Annotated in this window: 13 protein-coding genes and 1 pseudogene; 5 read left to right on the top strand and 9 right to left on the bottom strand. The window is 72.2% G+C overall.

Annotated features, from left to right (window positions below; translation table 11 throughout):
• Nucleotides 1-491 precede the first annotated feature (491 nt).
• On the bottom strand, nt 492-779 hold the full coding sequence (locus FB558_RS19565; protein ID WP_142055526.1) for a hypothetical protein: 288 nt from the start codon (nt 777-779) through the stop codon (nt 492-494).
• A gap of 400 nt (nt 780-1179) precedes the next feature.
• On the opposite strand from FB558_RS19565, the pseudogene FB558_RS44635 reads away from it, so the two are divergent.
• From FB558_RS44635 to FB558_RS19550, 3 genes and pseudogenes are all read left to right on the top strand, one after another.
• A pseudogene (locus FB558_RS44635) lies at nt 1180-1278 on the top strand (leucine zipper domain-containing protein); the annotation flags it as partial.
• Nucleotides 1279-1457: 179 nt separating this feature from the next.
• Nucleotides 1458-3089 carry an acyl-CoA carboxylase subunit beta gene (locus FB558_RS19555; protein WP_142055524.1) on the top strand — a complete coding sequence of 544 codons (1632 nt, stop codon included), beginning with the start codon at nt 1458-1460 and terminating at the stop codon, nt 3087-3089.
• Between the two features lie 62 nt (nt 3090-3151).
• Complete coding sequence (locus tag FB558_RS19550) at nt 3152-3415, top strand: acyl-CoA carboxylase subunit epsilon (RefSeq protein ID WP_425468039.1); 264 nt, start codon at nt 3152-3154, stop codon at nt 3413-3415.
• 158 nt (nt 3416-3573) lie between these two features.
• Here the strand turns inward: FB558_RS19550 and FB558_RS19545 are convergent, their stop codons facing one another.
• Genes FB558_RS19545 through FB558_RS19535 form a run of 3 tightly spaced genes read right to left on the bottom strand, consistent with a single transcriptional unit; the run spans nt 3574 to nt 6225 of the window.
• Nucleotides 3574-4341 carry an enoyl-CoA hydratase/isomerase family protein gene (locus tag FB558_RS19545; RefSeq protein ID WP_211366685.1) on the bottom strand — a complete coding sequence of 256 codons (768 nt, stop codon included), beginning with the start codon at nt 4339-4341 and terminating at the stop codon, nt 3574-3576.
• A gap of 47 nt (nt 4342-4388) precedes the next feature.
• Entirely contained in the window at nt 4389-5417 is a 1029-nt protein-coding gene (locus tag FB558_RS19540) for a TIGR03617 family F420-dependent LLM class oxidoreductase (protein ID WP_142055520.1), read from the bottom strand.
• A 16-nt stretch (nt 5418-5433) separates the two neighbouring features.
• Entirely contained in the window at nt 5434-6225 is a 792-nt protein-coding gene (locus FB558_RS19535; protein ID WP_211366684.1) for an SDR family NAD(P)-dependent oxidoreductase, read from the bottom strand.
• Nucleotides 6226-6327: 102 nt separating this feature from the next.
• Here FB558_RS19535 and FB558_RS19530 point away from each other — a divergent pair, with 102 nt between their 5' ends.
• Both FB558_RS19530 and FB558_RS19525 read left to right on the top strand, forming a co-directional pair.
• The gene (locus FB558_RS19530) at nt 6328-7557 is read left to right on the top strand and encodes a CoA transferase (RefSeq protein ID WP_246106613.1); all 1230 of its coding nucleotides are present in this window, start codon (nt 6328-6330) and stop codon (nt 7555-7557) included.
• The gene (locus FB558_RS19525) at nt 7554-8963 is read left to right on the top strand and encodes an amidohydrolase family protein (protein WP_142055516.1); all 1410 of its coding nucleotides are present in this window, start codon (nt 7554-7556) and stop codon (nt 8961-8963) included. Before FB558_RS19530 ends, FB558_RS19525 begins: the two co-directional genes overlap by 4 nt.
• Nucleotides 8964-8978: 15 nt before the next feature.
• Here FB558_RS19525 and FB558_RS19520 read toward each other — a convergent pair whose 3' ends face one another.
• From FB558_RS19520 to FB558_RS19500, 5 genes are all read right to left on the bottom strand, one after another.
• Nucleotides 8979-10124, bottom strand: a complete 1146-nt coding sequence (locus tag FB558_RS19520; protein WP_142055514.1) for a thiolase family protein — start codon at nt 10122-10124, stop codon at nt 8979-8981.
• 71 nt (nt 10125-10195) lie between these two features.
• Nucleotides 10196-10957 carry a 3-hydroxyacyl-CoA dehydrogenase gene (locus tag FB558_RS19515; RefSeq protein WP_142055512.1) on the bottom strand — a complete coding sequence of 254 codons (762 nt, stop codon included), beginning with the start codon at nt 10955-10957 and terminating at the stop codon, nt 10196-10198.
• 34 nt (nt 10958-10991) lie between these two features.
• Nucleotides 10992-12140, bottom strand: a complete 1149-nt coding sequence (locus tag FB558_RS19510; protein ID WP_142055510.1) for a thiolase family protein — start codon at nt 12138-12140, stop codon at nt 10992-10994.
• A gap of 115 nt (nt 12141-12255) precedes the next feature.
• A complete protein-coding gene (locus FB558_RS19505; RefSeq protein WP_142055508.1) occupies nt 12256-13011 on the bottom strand; it encodes an enoyl-CoA hydratase-related protein in 756 nt (251 codons plus the stop codon).
• Nucleotides 13008-13697, bottom strand: coding sequence for a nitroreductase (locus tag FB558_RS19500; protein WP_142055505.1), 690 nt, complete (start codon nt 13695-13697; stop codon nt 13008-13010). Before FB558_RS19500 ends, FB558_RS19505 begins: the two co-directional genes overlap by 4 nt.
• Between the last annotated feature and the right edge of the window lie 7 nt (nt 13698-13704).

Genomic DNA, 13704 nt, shown 5'->3' with positions numbered 1-13704 from the left:
ACGGAACGACCACATAACAGCTATTTCGCCGACGCGAGCTCGACCGTTATCAGCCTCATAAGCAGCGCCGCGAGCCCTACCTCGACGGTGGTTCCGACGTCGCCGCCCGACCCCGACGGTTCACTCCGCGTCCCCGCCGCCAGGCTCGCCCGTCACGTCATCCGCCCGGCAGCCCCCTGCGCGCATCGTGGTCGACCAGATCACGTTTGTCTCCCGCCGCGCTGCCCGAGGCTCGCCCGAGATCAACGCACTGCACGGAGGGCCACCGTGCGTGAAGTGGGTCCAGCCGCTCGCCGGAAGGCCCCGCCGAGGCGCAATGCCGTGGAAAGTAGTTTCTGCGTCTGTCTCGAAGTTCTTCATCGAGTCGACGAATTGCGCCACGATCAGGCCCGAGAGTTTGACTGCGGGGTCAAGCGAGTGCTTCCGGAAGGCTGTCGCAACGGTCCTTTCTCCGACCTCTGTGAGCGAACCAATCCGAGGTGTCCGGGCGTTCACTGGCCTCCGGGAGGCGCGTGCGAACCGAGGACCGTGTCGACGATTCGTTCCGATGCCGTGTGCGTATGGCTGGTTACGGCGAGGAGGTAACGGTGCCCGGCTGGCATCGTCGCGAGTGCGTATGCCAGCGCACTGGTCTCAACGTCCGATGAGATCTCGCCCGCGCGCTGAAGATCTTCCAGCGCGTCCTCCAGATCGCGGCTGATCATGAACGGCTGGACGGCCTCAGAGATTCTCGGACTGACCGAGGCGGCGGATGCCAACTCCAAGTCCAGCCGGGCCATGAAGTGCCCCCCTCGGTGGTGGCCAACCTGTCCAGCATGGTGATGAGGCTTTTGCGGAACGTCGCGAGGGACGAAGAATCGAGCTGCCGCACCTTCGTCGCCTACCGCTCGGTCAGCCCGATGAGCACTTCCTCGCGCAAGTTGAAGTGCAGATACAGCGCGCCGGTGCTGATTCGCGCCTCCTTACGCAATGACGGCATCAAAAGCCGGCGAGGCCATCCCGGACGATGATGGGGCTACTGAATCAAGGAATCAAGGAATCAAGGAACGCCCTTAACCGGCGCGCCATGTAAACCTCGTCTCGGTTGACAACATCCCTTCGATTCTTCTTCGTCTTCGCTTACCCGATCTCGTCGTCGGCGCAGAGTCGTGCCTTGGCACGCACTCGGCCTGCACTGCGGCTGAGCGGTTCCGCGAGGACGGGTCGGACGGGATGCACGACCGATCCTCCCGCCCACATCACAGCCCGCGCCCGACGCCGCCCCGCAGCGAGCGGCGACGCCCCGCTCGCTGCCGAACCGAGCCGGCCGTCCCTGGCCGTACCCAGGCCGATATCCCCTCCCATTTGGCCTCAGTGCAGGCGAGTCGCGCCGTGAATGCGCGCACATCGCGCTCCTACCGACCCGGAGTGACGATCGTCGCGGTGCAGGCCACGCTCGCGGCGTTAGGCTCCGGGCCATGAGCGCTGCAACGGAGCCGTTCGCGTCCGGTGCCGACGAGCCTGACATCCACACCACCGCGGGCAAGCTGGCCGACCTCCACCGGCGCATCGAGGGCGCCGTGCACGCGGGCAGCGACGCCGCCGTCGAGCGCCAGCACGCGAAGGGCCGCCAGACCGCTCGCGAGCGGGTCGACCAGCTGCTGGACCCCGGCTCGTTCGTCGAGCTCGACGCGCTGACCCGGCACCGCTCCACGAACTTCGGGATGCAGGAGAAGCGCCCGTTCGGGGACGGCGTGGTGACCGGCACGGGAACCGTCGACGGTCGGCCGGTCGCGGTCTTCAGCCAGGACGCCACGGTGTTCGGCGGGGCGCTCGGCGAGGTGTACGGCGAGAAGATCGTCAAGGTGATGGACCTCGCCACGAAGATCGGCTGCCCCGTCATCGGCATCAACGACGGCGGCGGCGCGCGCATCCAGGAGGGTGTGGTCGCGCTCGGGCTCTACGGCGAGATCTTCGTGCGCAACGTGCGCAGCTCGGGCGTCGTCCCGCAGATCTCGCTGGTCATGGGTCCCTGCGCGGGCGGGGCCGTGTACTCGCCTGCGATCACCGACTTCACCGTGATGGTCGACGGCACCAGCCACATGTTCATCACCGGCCCGGACATCATCAAGACGGTCACCGGCGAGGACGTCGACTTCGAGGACCTGGGCGGCGGGCGCGCCCACAACACGAAGTCCGGGGTGGCGCACTACCTGGCCGACGACGAGGAGGACGCGTTCTCCTACGTCAAGGAGCTGCTGTCGTTCCTGCCGTCCAACAACCTGTCCGAGGCTCCGTCGTACCCCTCGCCCGAGCCCACGGCCGGCGCGATCGCCGACGGCCTGACCGACACCGACCTCGAGCTCGACGCGATCATCCCGGACTCCCCGAACACGCCCTACGACATCCGCGAGGTCGTGAACCGGGTGCTCGACGAGGGCGAGTTCCTCGAGGTGCACGAGCTGTTCGCCCCCAACATCGTGGTCGGGTTCGGCCGGATCGAGGGCCGTTCGGTCGGCGTGGTGGCCAACCAGCCCACGCAGTTCGCCGGGTGCCTCGACATCGACGCCTCCGAGAAGGCCGCGCGCTTCGTCCGCACCTGCGACGCGTTCAACGTGCCGGTGGTGACGTTCGTCGACGTCCCGGGCTTCCTGCCGGGCACGGAGCAGGAGTGGAACGGCATCATCCGCCGGGGCGCGAAGCTGATCTACGCCTACGCCGAGGCGACGGTCCCGAAGATCACGGTGATCACCCGCAAGGCCTACGGCGGCGCGTACGACGTCATGGGGTCCAAGCACCTGGGCGCCGACGTCAACGTGGCGTGGCCGACCGCCCAGATCGCCGTCACCGGTGCCGCGGGCGCGGTGAGCATCCTGTACCGCAAGGAGCTGCGCGGCCTGGAGGGCGACGACCTGGCCGCCCGCCGCGCGGAGCTGCAGCAGGAGTACGAGGACACCCTCGCCAACCCCTACATCGCGGCCGACCGCGGCTACATCGACGGCGTCATCCCGCCCTCCCACACCCGCGGCTATGTGGGTCGCGCGCTGCGGATGCTGGCCACCAAGCGCGAGGCCGTACCGGCGCGCAAGCACGGGAACATCCCGCTGTGACGGAGCGGAGCGGAGGCACCCTCGGCGCTGTGACGGAGCGGAGCGGAGACACCCTCGGCGCTGTGACGGAGCGGAGCGGAGACACCCTCGGCGCCGTGACCGGGACGGGCACCCCCGAAGAGCGGCGGGCGGCGTTCCGGGTCGTCCGCGGTGCACCGACCGACGAGGAGCTCGCCGCGCTGACCGCGGTGCTCGCCGCAGCCACCCCGCGCCCCGCGCCCGCACCGCCCGTCACGCACGATCGCTGGTCCGACCCGACCGCCCGGTTCCGGACCCCGCTGCACCCGGGCCCCGGGGCCTGGCGCGCGTCGACCTGGCCCCGCTGAGCCGCGCTCCGACACACCTCGAGTCATCGTCTGGCTCGGAGTCGCCGCCCTACCGCGGACCAGCACCGTGTACGGGAGGCGCCAATGGCGGCTTCAGCCGTGGTTCCTGGGGCGGCGGAGGCTGCGGAGGTTCCACCTCGAACAGGCGACACCACGGCTCAGCGATTCTCGTACGACGGAGCTCTGCGATCCCGGTACGCACTCATCGCCTCACCCTGGTCGCCGGTGAGCGCGGTCATCACCTGTTGCCGGTTCTCCAACTCCACAGCGGCGTCGAATGACGGGATCTCCAGGGACAGCCACATGCCCTGCTTGGTCAGCGCGAGCGACAAGGGCGGTGCCGCCAACAGATCGTCGACCGCAGACCCCACGCGTGCGTTCAGATCCTGGGGCGCGACGACGTCGGCGAGCAAGCCGATCCGCAGGGCCTCATCGGCGTCGAAGCGACGCGCCGTCAGCATGAGCTCGTGCGCCCTCCCCGCCCCCACCAGTCGTGGCAGCATCCACGACACGCCGATGTCACAGCCGGAGAACCCGACGCGGATGAACGACACCGCGAAGACGGCATCCGTGGAGGCGATCCGCAGGTCGGCGGCGCACACCAGTGCCAGTCCGCCTCCGGCGGCCGCGCCGTTCACCTGTGCCACCACCGGCTGCGGCATGCGTCGGATGCGCTGCACCAGGGAGGCGATGTGTCGCTGCGTGCCGAGGTGGGCGTGCACGTCGCCGGAACCCCGAACGCCCGGGGGCTCCCCGTAGCCGTTCAGGTCGAGCCCGGCGCAGAAACCCCGCCCGGCGCCGGTCAGCACCACCACCCGGCACCGTGGGTCGCGCTCGGCCGCTCCGAGGGCGTCGTGGAGCTGCTCCACCATCCCGGCGGTCATCGCGTTCAGTCGCTCCGGCCGCACCAGCTCGATCCGCCGCACCTCGGCCCGCGGAAGCGACACCCGCACCTCGTCGCCGGCTCCAGCGGTCATGCCGGCACTGCAACGGCCCGGCGTACGGCGGCCGCCACGTTGCCAACCACCGCCGGGTCGACCGGGTACGGGGTGTAGAGCGTGAACCGGGTGAACAGGTCGCCGAAGCGCTGCACCAGCTCGGCGGCGACCTCGCCGGGTGTCCCGACGGCGGCGAAGGTACGCAGCACGTCGTCGTCGATCAGCGCACCCATCTCGGTCCAGCGGCGGTCCCGCGACAGCGCGTGCAGCTCCTCGCCCAGCCCGCCCCACCCGTGCCGCTCCAGCACACCACGGTAGGCCGGGGTGGACCCGTAGAAGGCGATCTGCGAGCGCACCGCTGCCGCTGCCGCAGCGAGCTCCTCCTCGGTCCGCCCGGTCACCGCCAGCGCGCTCCCGCTGATCTGGAAGCCCTCAAGGCTGCCGCCCGCGCGCTCCCGCCCGCGCCGCAATGCGGGGAGGGTGACCTCGCGCAGGTACCGCTCGGTGGTGAAGCCGTGCGCGACGAACCCGTCGCACACCTCCCCTGCCACCTCGGTCATCGCCTCGCCGACTCCGGCGAGCAGCACCGGAGGGGCGCCGTGCGGGTGCGACCCCGGCACGAACATCGGCGTCATCAGGGTGTGGTCGTAGAAGTCGCCGCGGAAGTCCAGTCGCGCGCCCTCGTGCCAGCACTGCCAGATCGCCCGCATCGCGAGCACGTACTCGCGCATCCGCGCGGCCGGATGCGACCACGGCATGCCGAACCGGCGGGTGATGTGCGCCTTCACCTGCGCGCCGAGGCCCAGCAACAGCCGCCCGCCCGAGAGGCCCTGCAGGTCGTTCGCGAGGGCAGCCATCGACATCGGGTTGCGCGCGAACGCCAGTGCGATCGACGTGCCCAGCTCGGCCCGCTCGGTGACCGTCGCGGCGAGTGCGAGCCCGAGGAACGGGTCGTGCTTCACCTCGCTCAGCCAGATGCCGGCGTAGCCCTCGCGCTCGGCGCGGGCGGCGTGCTCGCGGGGATCGAGCGGCCCGTCGACGGGGGCGGATTGGTCGACCTTCACAGCGTCTCCTTCGGTCTCATCGGCGGTGCAGCGTCCTCGCCGGCCCGCCGGCGTGCACCCGGATCCGCTCGCCGGTCAGGTAGCCGGCATCGGCGGAGGCGAGGAACGCGACGACGCCCGCAACGTCCTCGGGCCGCGCGACCCGGCCGAACGGATATACCTCGTCGAGGTCCTCGATGGTCGTCCCGGCGGTGGCGGCGACCAGCCGGCTGCCCATCTCGGTGGCGACCAGTCCCGGCGCGACGATGTTGACGCGCACGCCGTGGTCGCGCTCCTCCGCCGCCAGCGTGCGGGCCCCGGCCTCGAGCGCTGCCTTGGCCATCGCGTAGGCGGCGCCACCCGCCGGCATGTCGTCGGTGATCACGCTGGAGACGACGACCACGTCGGAGCGCTGCGCCGCGCGCAGGTCCGGCAGCAGCTCCCGCACCAGCGCGAGGGGGCCGAGCGCGTGCACCCGCAGCAACCTCAGGTACTCCGACTCGTCGGTGTCTGCGATCGCGGTGCCCCGACTGGCCGTGCCCGCGTTGCTGACCAGCAGGTCAACCGGGCCGACCTCCGCCCTCACGGCCGTCACCATCGCGGTGACCGCGTCCGGGTCGCCGATCGCGGCTCGGTACGCCCTGGCCGTGCCGCCCGCGGCCGTGATGCGGTTGACGGTCTCCACCGCCGCGTCGTCGTCGCGGCGGTAGTTGACCGCGACGACGGCGCCGTCGGCGGCGAGGCGCAGGGCGACGGCACGCCCGATTCCGCGGGATCCCCCGGTGACGAGTGCGGTGCGGCCCACGAGCGGACCGGAGGTGTCGGACAAGCGCGTCTCCTCATCGAGCGAAGCCATTAGGTGCAAAAAGTACCCTCTTCTACACCTGAACGCACGGATCACGTGGCGGACGCCGCGGCGTATCGTCGAGCCGTGCAGCCCGAGCGCCCGCCGCCGAACGTGGTGGGCGACTGGGCGGCGAGCGGCGTCGCGGCACTGACCGGTCGCCCCGCCGGCCCACCACTGGTACCGCCGGGCCGGGCCGCCACCGTGGCGCGCGGTCTGGCCGACCACATCGCCCGCGTCACCGCGGGCCGGGTCCGTGTGGACGGCCCACGGTTGCTGTCCGAGCGCGCAGCGTTCACCGGCCATCGCCGCCGTGGGGCGGTCTCCGCGGGTGGGAGCTGCCGGCTGCTGGCGACCGCCGACGGCTGGGCAGCCGTGTCATGCGCTCGCCCCGACGACCCGCTGCTGCTCGGCGCGCTCATCGGGGCCGAGCTGCCGGGAGAACCGTGGCCCGTGGTCGCGGCCTGGGTCCGCGCGCACCCCGGCGCGGAACTGGCCGACCGCGCGGAGCTGCTCAGCCTCGCCGCCGCGCCGGTGCGGCCTGCGGTGCCGCAGACGTTCCCGGACCTGCCGCCGCGCCCGGTCGACGGGCTGCTCGTCGTGGACTTCAGCGCGCTGTGGGCCGGACCGCTGTGCGCCCACCTGCTCGGACTGGCCGGCGCGCACGTGGTGAAGGTCGAGACCCCCACGCGGCCTGACGGCGCCCGGGGTGGCGACCCCGACTTCTACCGACTGCTGCACGCAGGCCACCACTCTGTCGTGCTCGACCCGGCCGTCCCCGCCGACCGCGGCGCGCTCGCCGCGCTGGTGGCGGCGGCCGACATCGTCATCGAGGCCTCCCGGCCCCGCGCACTGGCCGGGTTCGGGCTCGACGCCCACGCCGCGGTCGCCGCCGGCACCACCTGGATCTCGATCACCGCAGCCGGCCGCTCGTCGTCGCGCGTGGGGTTCGGGGACGACGTCGCCGCGAGCGCCGGCCTGGTCGCCCACGACGCCGACGGCCCCGTCTTCTGCGGCGACGCGATCGCCGACCCCCTCGCCGGCCTCACTGCGGCCGCGCTGGCCCTCACCGCACCCGCGGACGGCGCCGGCGTGCTCTGGGACATCGCGATGGCCGGAGTCGTCGCCGCCACCCTCGACGCCGAGCCCGGTCCGATTCCGGCGGCCCGCCGGGACGGCGCGGGCTGGGTGCTGGACACCACCGCCGGTCCGGTGCCGGTGGCCCACCCCCGGCGACGTGCCGTCGCGGGCGCTGCCCCGGTGAGCGGCGCGGACACGGCCGCCGTGCTCGCCGCGATCGGTGTGCCCGCGCCGTGATCCTCATCCGTGACGCCGAGGTCGAGTGCCGCCGCGTCGACGTCCGGATCGCAGACGGGTGCGTGGCCGAGATCGGCGTCCACCTCGACGGTCGCCCCGGTGAGGAGGTGCTCGTCGCCGACGGCGGCGCGCTGCTCCCCGGGCTCGTCGACCACCACCTGCACCTGCACGCACTGGCCGCCGCCGCGCGATCCACCCCGTGTGGCCCGCCCGAGGTGCGCGACCCCGCAGGCCTCGCCGCCGCTCTTGCCGCCGCCAGAACGGACGAGCACCGCTGGATCCGCGGCGTCGGCTACCACGAGTCCGTCGCCGGCCACCTCGACGCAGCCGCGCTCGACCGGCTGCACGCGGCCCGACCGGTGCGACTGCAGCACCGCAGCGGGGCGCTGTGGGTGGTGAACGGCGCAGGGGCGCAACGCCTCGGTCTGGCCGATGCCACCTACCCCGGCATCGAGCGCACGCCGGACGGCGCCCCGACCGGGCGGCTCTGGCGCGCCGACGACTGGATGCGCTCACGCCTTCCCAGCACCGGTCCGCCGAACCTCGCCGCGGTCGGCGACCGCCTCGCCCGGCTCGGTATCACCGCCGTCACCGACGCGACACCCGATCTCGAGCCCGCGGCGCTCGACGCCCTCGCCGCGGCGGTCACCACCGGCGTGCTCCCGCAGCGGGTACACCTGCTCGGAGTACCACTCGGCGTCGCACCGCGCGCGCCGCTCACCGCAGGCCCGTACAAGATCGTGCTCGCGGACTCGGGCCTGCCCGACCTCGACACCCTCACCGCGACGATCGGCGCCGCCCACGCGCTCAGCCGCCCGGTGGCCGTGCATTGTGTGACCCGGGAGGCGTTCGTACTGCTCCTCACCGCGCTGCACGACGCGGGGTGCGTCGCAGGCGATCGGATCGAGCACGCCGCCCTCGTCCCCGCCGAGCTGGTCGGGGACCTGGCACGCCGGGGTCTGCGCGTCGTCACCCAGCCCGGGTTCCTCGCCCACCGCGGCGACGACTACCTGCGCGACCTCCCCGCCACCGATCACCCCGACCTCTACCGCTGCCGGAGCCTGCTCGACGCGGGCGTGCCGGTGGCGCTGTCGAGCGACGCCCCGTACGGCCCTCTGGACCCCTGGACCGTCCTCGCCGCCGCGGCCCACCGCCGTACCCCGTCCGGCGCGGTCGCCGGCCGGGCCGAGCGGTTGGCCCCGGCCGACGCGCTGGACGCCTACCTCGCCCCACCTGAGGACCCCGGTGGTCCACCCCGACGGATTCGCCCAGGGACACCGGCCGACCTGGCGCTGCTCGACCGCCCGCTGGAGGCCGTCCTGACCGACCCTTCCCTCACACCGGTCCGCGCCACGTTCATCGCCGGATACGCCCACGTGCCGGCGAGCGGGACGTCCGTCGGATAGGTCGGTCCCGGCGGTTCAGGCGAGCAGTTCGACGATCGTCGCGTTCGCCGTGCCACCGCCCTCGCACATCGTCTGCAGGCCGAAGCGCACGGTGTCCCGACGCATCCGGGCGAGCATCCGCGTCATCAGGATCGCGCCCGAGGCGCCGAGCGGGTGGCCCACGGCGATCGCACCGCCGAGCGGGTTGACCCGGGCCGGGTCCGCGCCGGTCTCGGCCAGCCACGCCAGCGGCACCGGCGCGAAGGCCTCGTTGACCTCGAACACCCCGATCTCCTCGATGGTCAGCCCGGACCGCCGCAGCACCTTCTCGGTGGCGGGGATCGGCCCGGTCAGCATGAGGATCGGGTCGGCGCCGCTCACCGCGCCGCTGTGGTACCTCGCGATGGGGGTCAGCCCCAGGTCACGGGCCCGTTCCGAGGTGGTGATCAGCAGCGCGGCCGCGCCGTCGGAGATCTGCGACGCGTTGCCTGCGTGGATCACCCCGTCGGCCCGGAACGACGGCTTCAGCTTCGCCAGCGTCTCCACCGACGTGCCTCGCCGCAGCCCCTCGTCCACGCCGAACTTCGTGCCCTCGACGTCGACGGGGACGATGTGGTCGTCGAACACCCCGTCGTCGATGGCCGCGGCCGCCCGCTCGTGCGACGCCGCGGCGAACTCGTCGAGCTGCGCCCGGGAGAACCCCCAGCGCTGGGCGATCAGCTCCGCCCCCACCCCTTGGTTGAACTCGAACCCGTCGTAGCGCTCCAGCACCTTCGGGCCGTAGGGCTGGCCGGTGGCCCGCGCCGCGCCGAGTGGCACCCGGCTCATCGTCTCCACCCCGCCGGCGACCACCAGGTCGTACTGACCGGCCATCACCGCGTGCGCGGCCGAGTCGATCGCCTGCTGGCTGGAGCCGCACGCCCGGTTGATCGTCACCCCCGCCACGTGCTCCGGCCATCCGGCCGCCAGCACCGCGAATCGGCCGATGTTGCTCGACTGGTCCCCGACCTGGCTGACACAGCCCCACATGACGTCGTCGACCGTTTCGGGATCGACTCCCGTGCGGTCGACGAGCGCGGTGAGCACCTCGGCGGACAGGTCCGCAGCATGCACTCCGGACAACGAGCCGTTGCGCCGGCCGATCGGCGTCCGGACCGCGTCGACGATGACGGCATCACGCATCACATTCCCCGTTCCTGTTGGTGTCAGCGGGCCGTGGCCGGCAACCGCGTCGCGATGATCGCTGCGCGTGCTCAGCGCGGCGCCATCCGGATCGCGCCGTCGAGGCGGATGACCTCGCCGTTGAGCATCGGGTTGGCCACGATGTGGCCGACGAGTGCCGCGAACTCCGACGGGGCGCCCAGCCGCGACGGGTGGGGCACCTGCTGTCCCAGCGAGTCCCGCGCCTCCTGCGACAACGTGGCGAGCAGCGGCGTCTCGAACAGACCCGGTGCGATCGTCACCACGCGCACCAGGTACTGCGCGAGGTCGCGGGCGATCGGCAGCGTCATGCCCACCACGCCGCCCTTGGACGCCGAGTAGGCCGCCTGCCCGATCTGCCCGTCGAACGCCGCCACCGAGGCGGTGTTGACGATGATCCCGCGCTCCTCGCCGACCGGATCCGTGGCCGCGATCCGCTCCGCGGCCAGGCGGATCACGTTGAACGTGCCGATCAGGTTGACCTGCACCACCGTGGTGAACAGCTCGAGCGGGAACACACCCTTCTTGCTCACCACGCGCGCTGCCGGGCCGATGCCCGCGCAGTTCACCGCCACCCGCAGCGGCCCTATCTCCGCGGCGACGTCGAGGGCCGCGGTCACGCTCGCCTCGTCGGTGACGTCGCCGGGGGCGAACCGCACTCGCTTGCCCAGCTTGTCCGCGACCTGCTCACCCGGCGAGCTCGGCAGGTCGAGGATCACGACGTCCGCACCCGCGTCGAGCAGCGTCTCGGTGGTCGCCAGGCCCAGACCGGACGCGCCGCCGGTGACGAGAGCGACGGAGCCGTGGATGTCCATTCGTGCGTTCCTCTCGGGTGGTGCGTTTTCCGCGTCAGAGCAGTTCGAGGATGGTGGCGTTGGCCTGGCCGCCGCCCTCGCACATGGTCTGCAGGCCGTAACGGATGCCGTTGTCGCGCATGTGGTGCACCAGCGTGGTCATCAGCCGTGCCCCGGACCCGCCCAGCGGGTGGCCGAGCGCGATCGCACCGCCGTTGGGGTTGAGCGCCTTCGCATCCGCCCCGAGGTCGGCCAGCCAGGCCAGCGGCACGGGCGCGAACGCCTCGTTGACCTCGAACGCACCGATCTCGTCGATCCGCAGGCCGGAGCGCTGCAGCGCCTTCTGCGTGGCCGGGATCGGCGCCGTCAGCATGATCACCGGGTCTGATCCGGCCAGCACCGCCGTGTGCACCCGGGCGATCGGTCGCAGCCCCAGCTCCTTCGCCTTCTCCGACGTGGTCATCAGCAGCGCCGCGGATCCGTCGGAGATCTGCGAGGAGTTCCCCGCCGTGATCGTGCCGCCCTCGGGCTTGAACACCGTCTTCAGCCCGGCCAGCTTCTCCACGGTGCTGCCGCGACGGACCCCCTCGTCCGCGCTGACGACCGTGCCGTCCTCGAGCGTGACCGGCGCGATCTGGGCGGCGACGCGGCCCTCGTCCTGTGCCGCGGCGGCCTTCTCGTGCGAGCCGAGGGAGAACTCGTCGAGCTGGGTGCGCGAGAGTCCCCACCGCTCGGCGATCATCTCGGCGCCCACACCCTGGTTCGGGGACACGCCGCCGTAGCGGGCGAGGAAGGTGTCGGGGTACGGCCTGCCGTCGCCGATCGAGGACCCCATGGGCACCCGGCTCATCGACTCGACCCCACCGGCCACAACCACGTCGTACTGCCCCGCGATCAGCCCGGCGGCCGCGAAGTGCACCGACTGCTGCGACGAGCCGCACTGCCGGTCCACGGTCACGCCGGTGACGGTCTCCGGCCAGCCGGCGGTCAGCACCGCAGTGCGGGCGATGTCGAAGGCCTGCTCCCCGACCTGGGTGACGCAGCCCCACACGACGTCGTCCACCACGCCAGGCTCCACCCCGGCCCGCTCGGCCAGCGCGTTCAGGACGTGCGCCGACAGGTTCGCCGGATGCACCCCCGACAGCCCGCCGTTCCGCTTGCCGACCGGCGTTCGCACGGCCTCCACGATCACTGCGTCACGCATGTCCGGTCCCTTCGACAGATGCCTGTCGGACCACCATAAGGTCCGATTCCGTGCCCTGAATAGGAGAAGTGGACCGCATCACGGTCGCCGTGTATCCGGAACGCGCCAGGATCGATCAGCGACCGGTCCACGCGGGAGCGCGCTTCTCCAGGAAGGCCCGCACACCCTCGCGGCCGTCCTCGGATTCACGGACGCGGCTGGTCGCTGCGACCGTGGCCGTCCAGCCCGCCGCGTCCTCGGACGTCGCGAGCCCGTTCATCGCCTCCATGCAGGCCTGGAGCGCCACAGGAGCGTTCCGGGTGACCCGGGTTGCGAGCGCGAGTCCTTCGTCTCCCGCATAGCCCGGCGGGCACAGCACGTTCACGAACCCGGCCTCGTACGCCCGCTGGGCCGGGATCGGGTCGCCGGTGAGCACGAGCTGGCGCGCGAGGTTCGCCGGGAAACCCCGTGGCGCCCGGAAGAGGGCACCGCATGTCGGCACCACGCCGATGCCGACCTCCGGCAGGCCGAACCACGCGGCCGTCGAGGCCACGACGAGATCGCAGGCGAGCACGAGCTCCAGTCCGCCGCCGAACGCCGGCCCCTCCACCGCCGCGACGAGCGGCTTGCGGCGGACCCGCCGCACCAGCCCGTACTCCCCGCCGCGCTCGGTCACGTAGTCGCCGTTCGCGGTGAGGTCGCTGCCCGCCGAGAAGACGGTTTCCGTGCCCGTGAGCACGCCGGCCCAGATGTCGTCGTCGTCTTCCATCACGTTGAAGGCGTCATCGAGGGCGTCGGCCATAGCCCGGTTGATCGCGTTGCGCTTGGCCTCCCGGCGCATGGCCACTACCAGCACCCTCCCGTGCCGCTGCACGTCCACCAGGTCGTTCACGTGGTCTCCTCCCCGCCCCACCCGACGAAGTCGACGATCTCGTCGAGCGGCGCCCTCTCGATGCGGACAGCGTTCGCCGGGTTGCCCACGTCCTCCCACCCGACGGCCATGCCGCAGAACAGCATCAGCTCGGCAGGGGCACCGACCACCTCGGCCACGGTCCGGTGGTGGACCGACCACGCCTCCTGAGGACAGCTGGCCAGACCTTCGGCCCGCAGGAGCAGCATGATCGTTTGCAGGTACATGCCGAGGTCGGCCCACTGCGCCGCGCCCATCCGCCGGTCGATGTAGCAGAACATGCCGACCGGCGCCCCGAAGAACGCGTAGTTGCGGGCGAACCACCGCCTGCGCGCCGCCTTGTCCTCGCGGGAGATCCCCAGCGCGGTGTAGAGCTGCTCGCCGGAACGGAACCGCCGCTCCCGGTACGGCGAGGTCAGCGCCGGCGGGTAGATCGCGTACTCGCGCTCGTCCCCGCCGTCACCGCTCTCGACCCGCTCGACCATCAGCTTCTTCAGCACTGCCAACGGGCCGCCGGTCAGCGCGTAGAGCCGCCATGGCTGCAGGTTACCGCCCGAAGGTGCCCGTCCGGCGGCATCGAGGACCCTCGACAGCACGGCGCGGTCCACCGGCCGGTCCAGGAACCCGCGCACGGAACGCCGGCTCGCGACGGCATCGCGGACGTCCATCAGCCCT

This window comes from Pseudonocardia kunmingensis (assembly GCF_006716445.1).
Classification (GTDB): Bacteria; Actinomycetota; Actinomycetes; order Mycobacteriales; family Pseudonocardiaceae; genus Pseudonocardia; species Pseudonocardia kunmingensis.
Note: the sequence above shows the minus strand (reverse complement) of the source record. Positions and strands in the feature narration are given on the sequence as shown.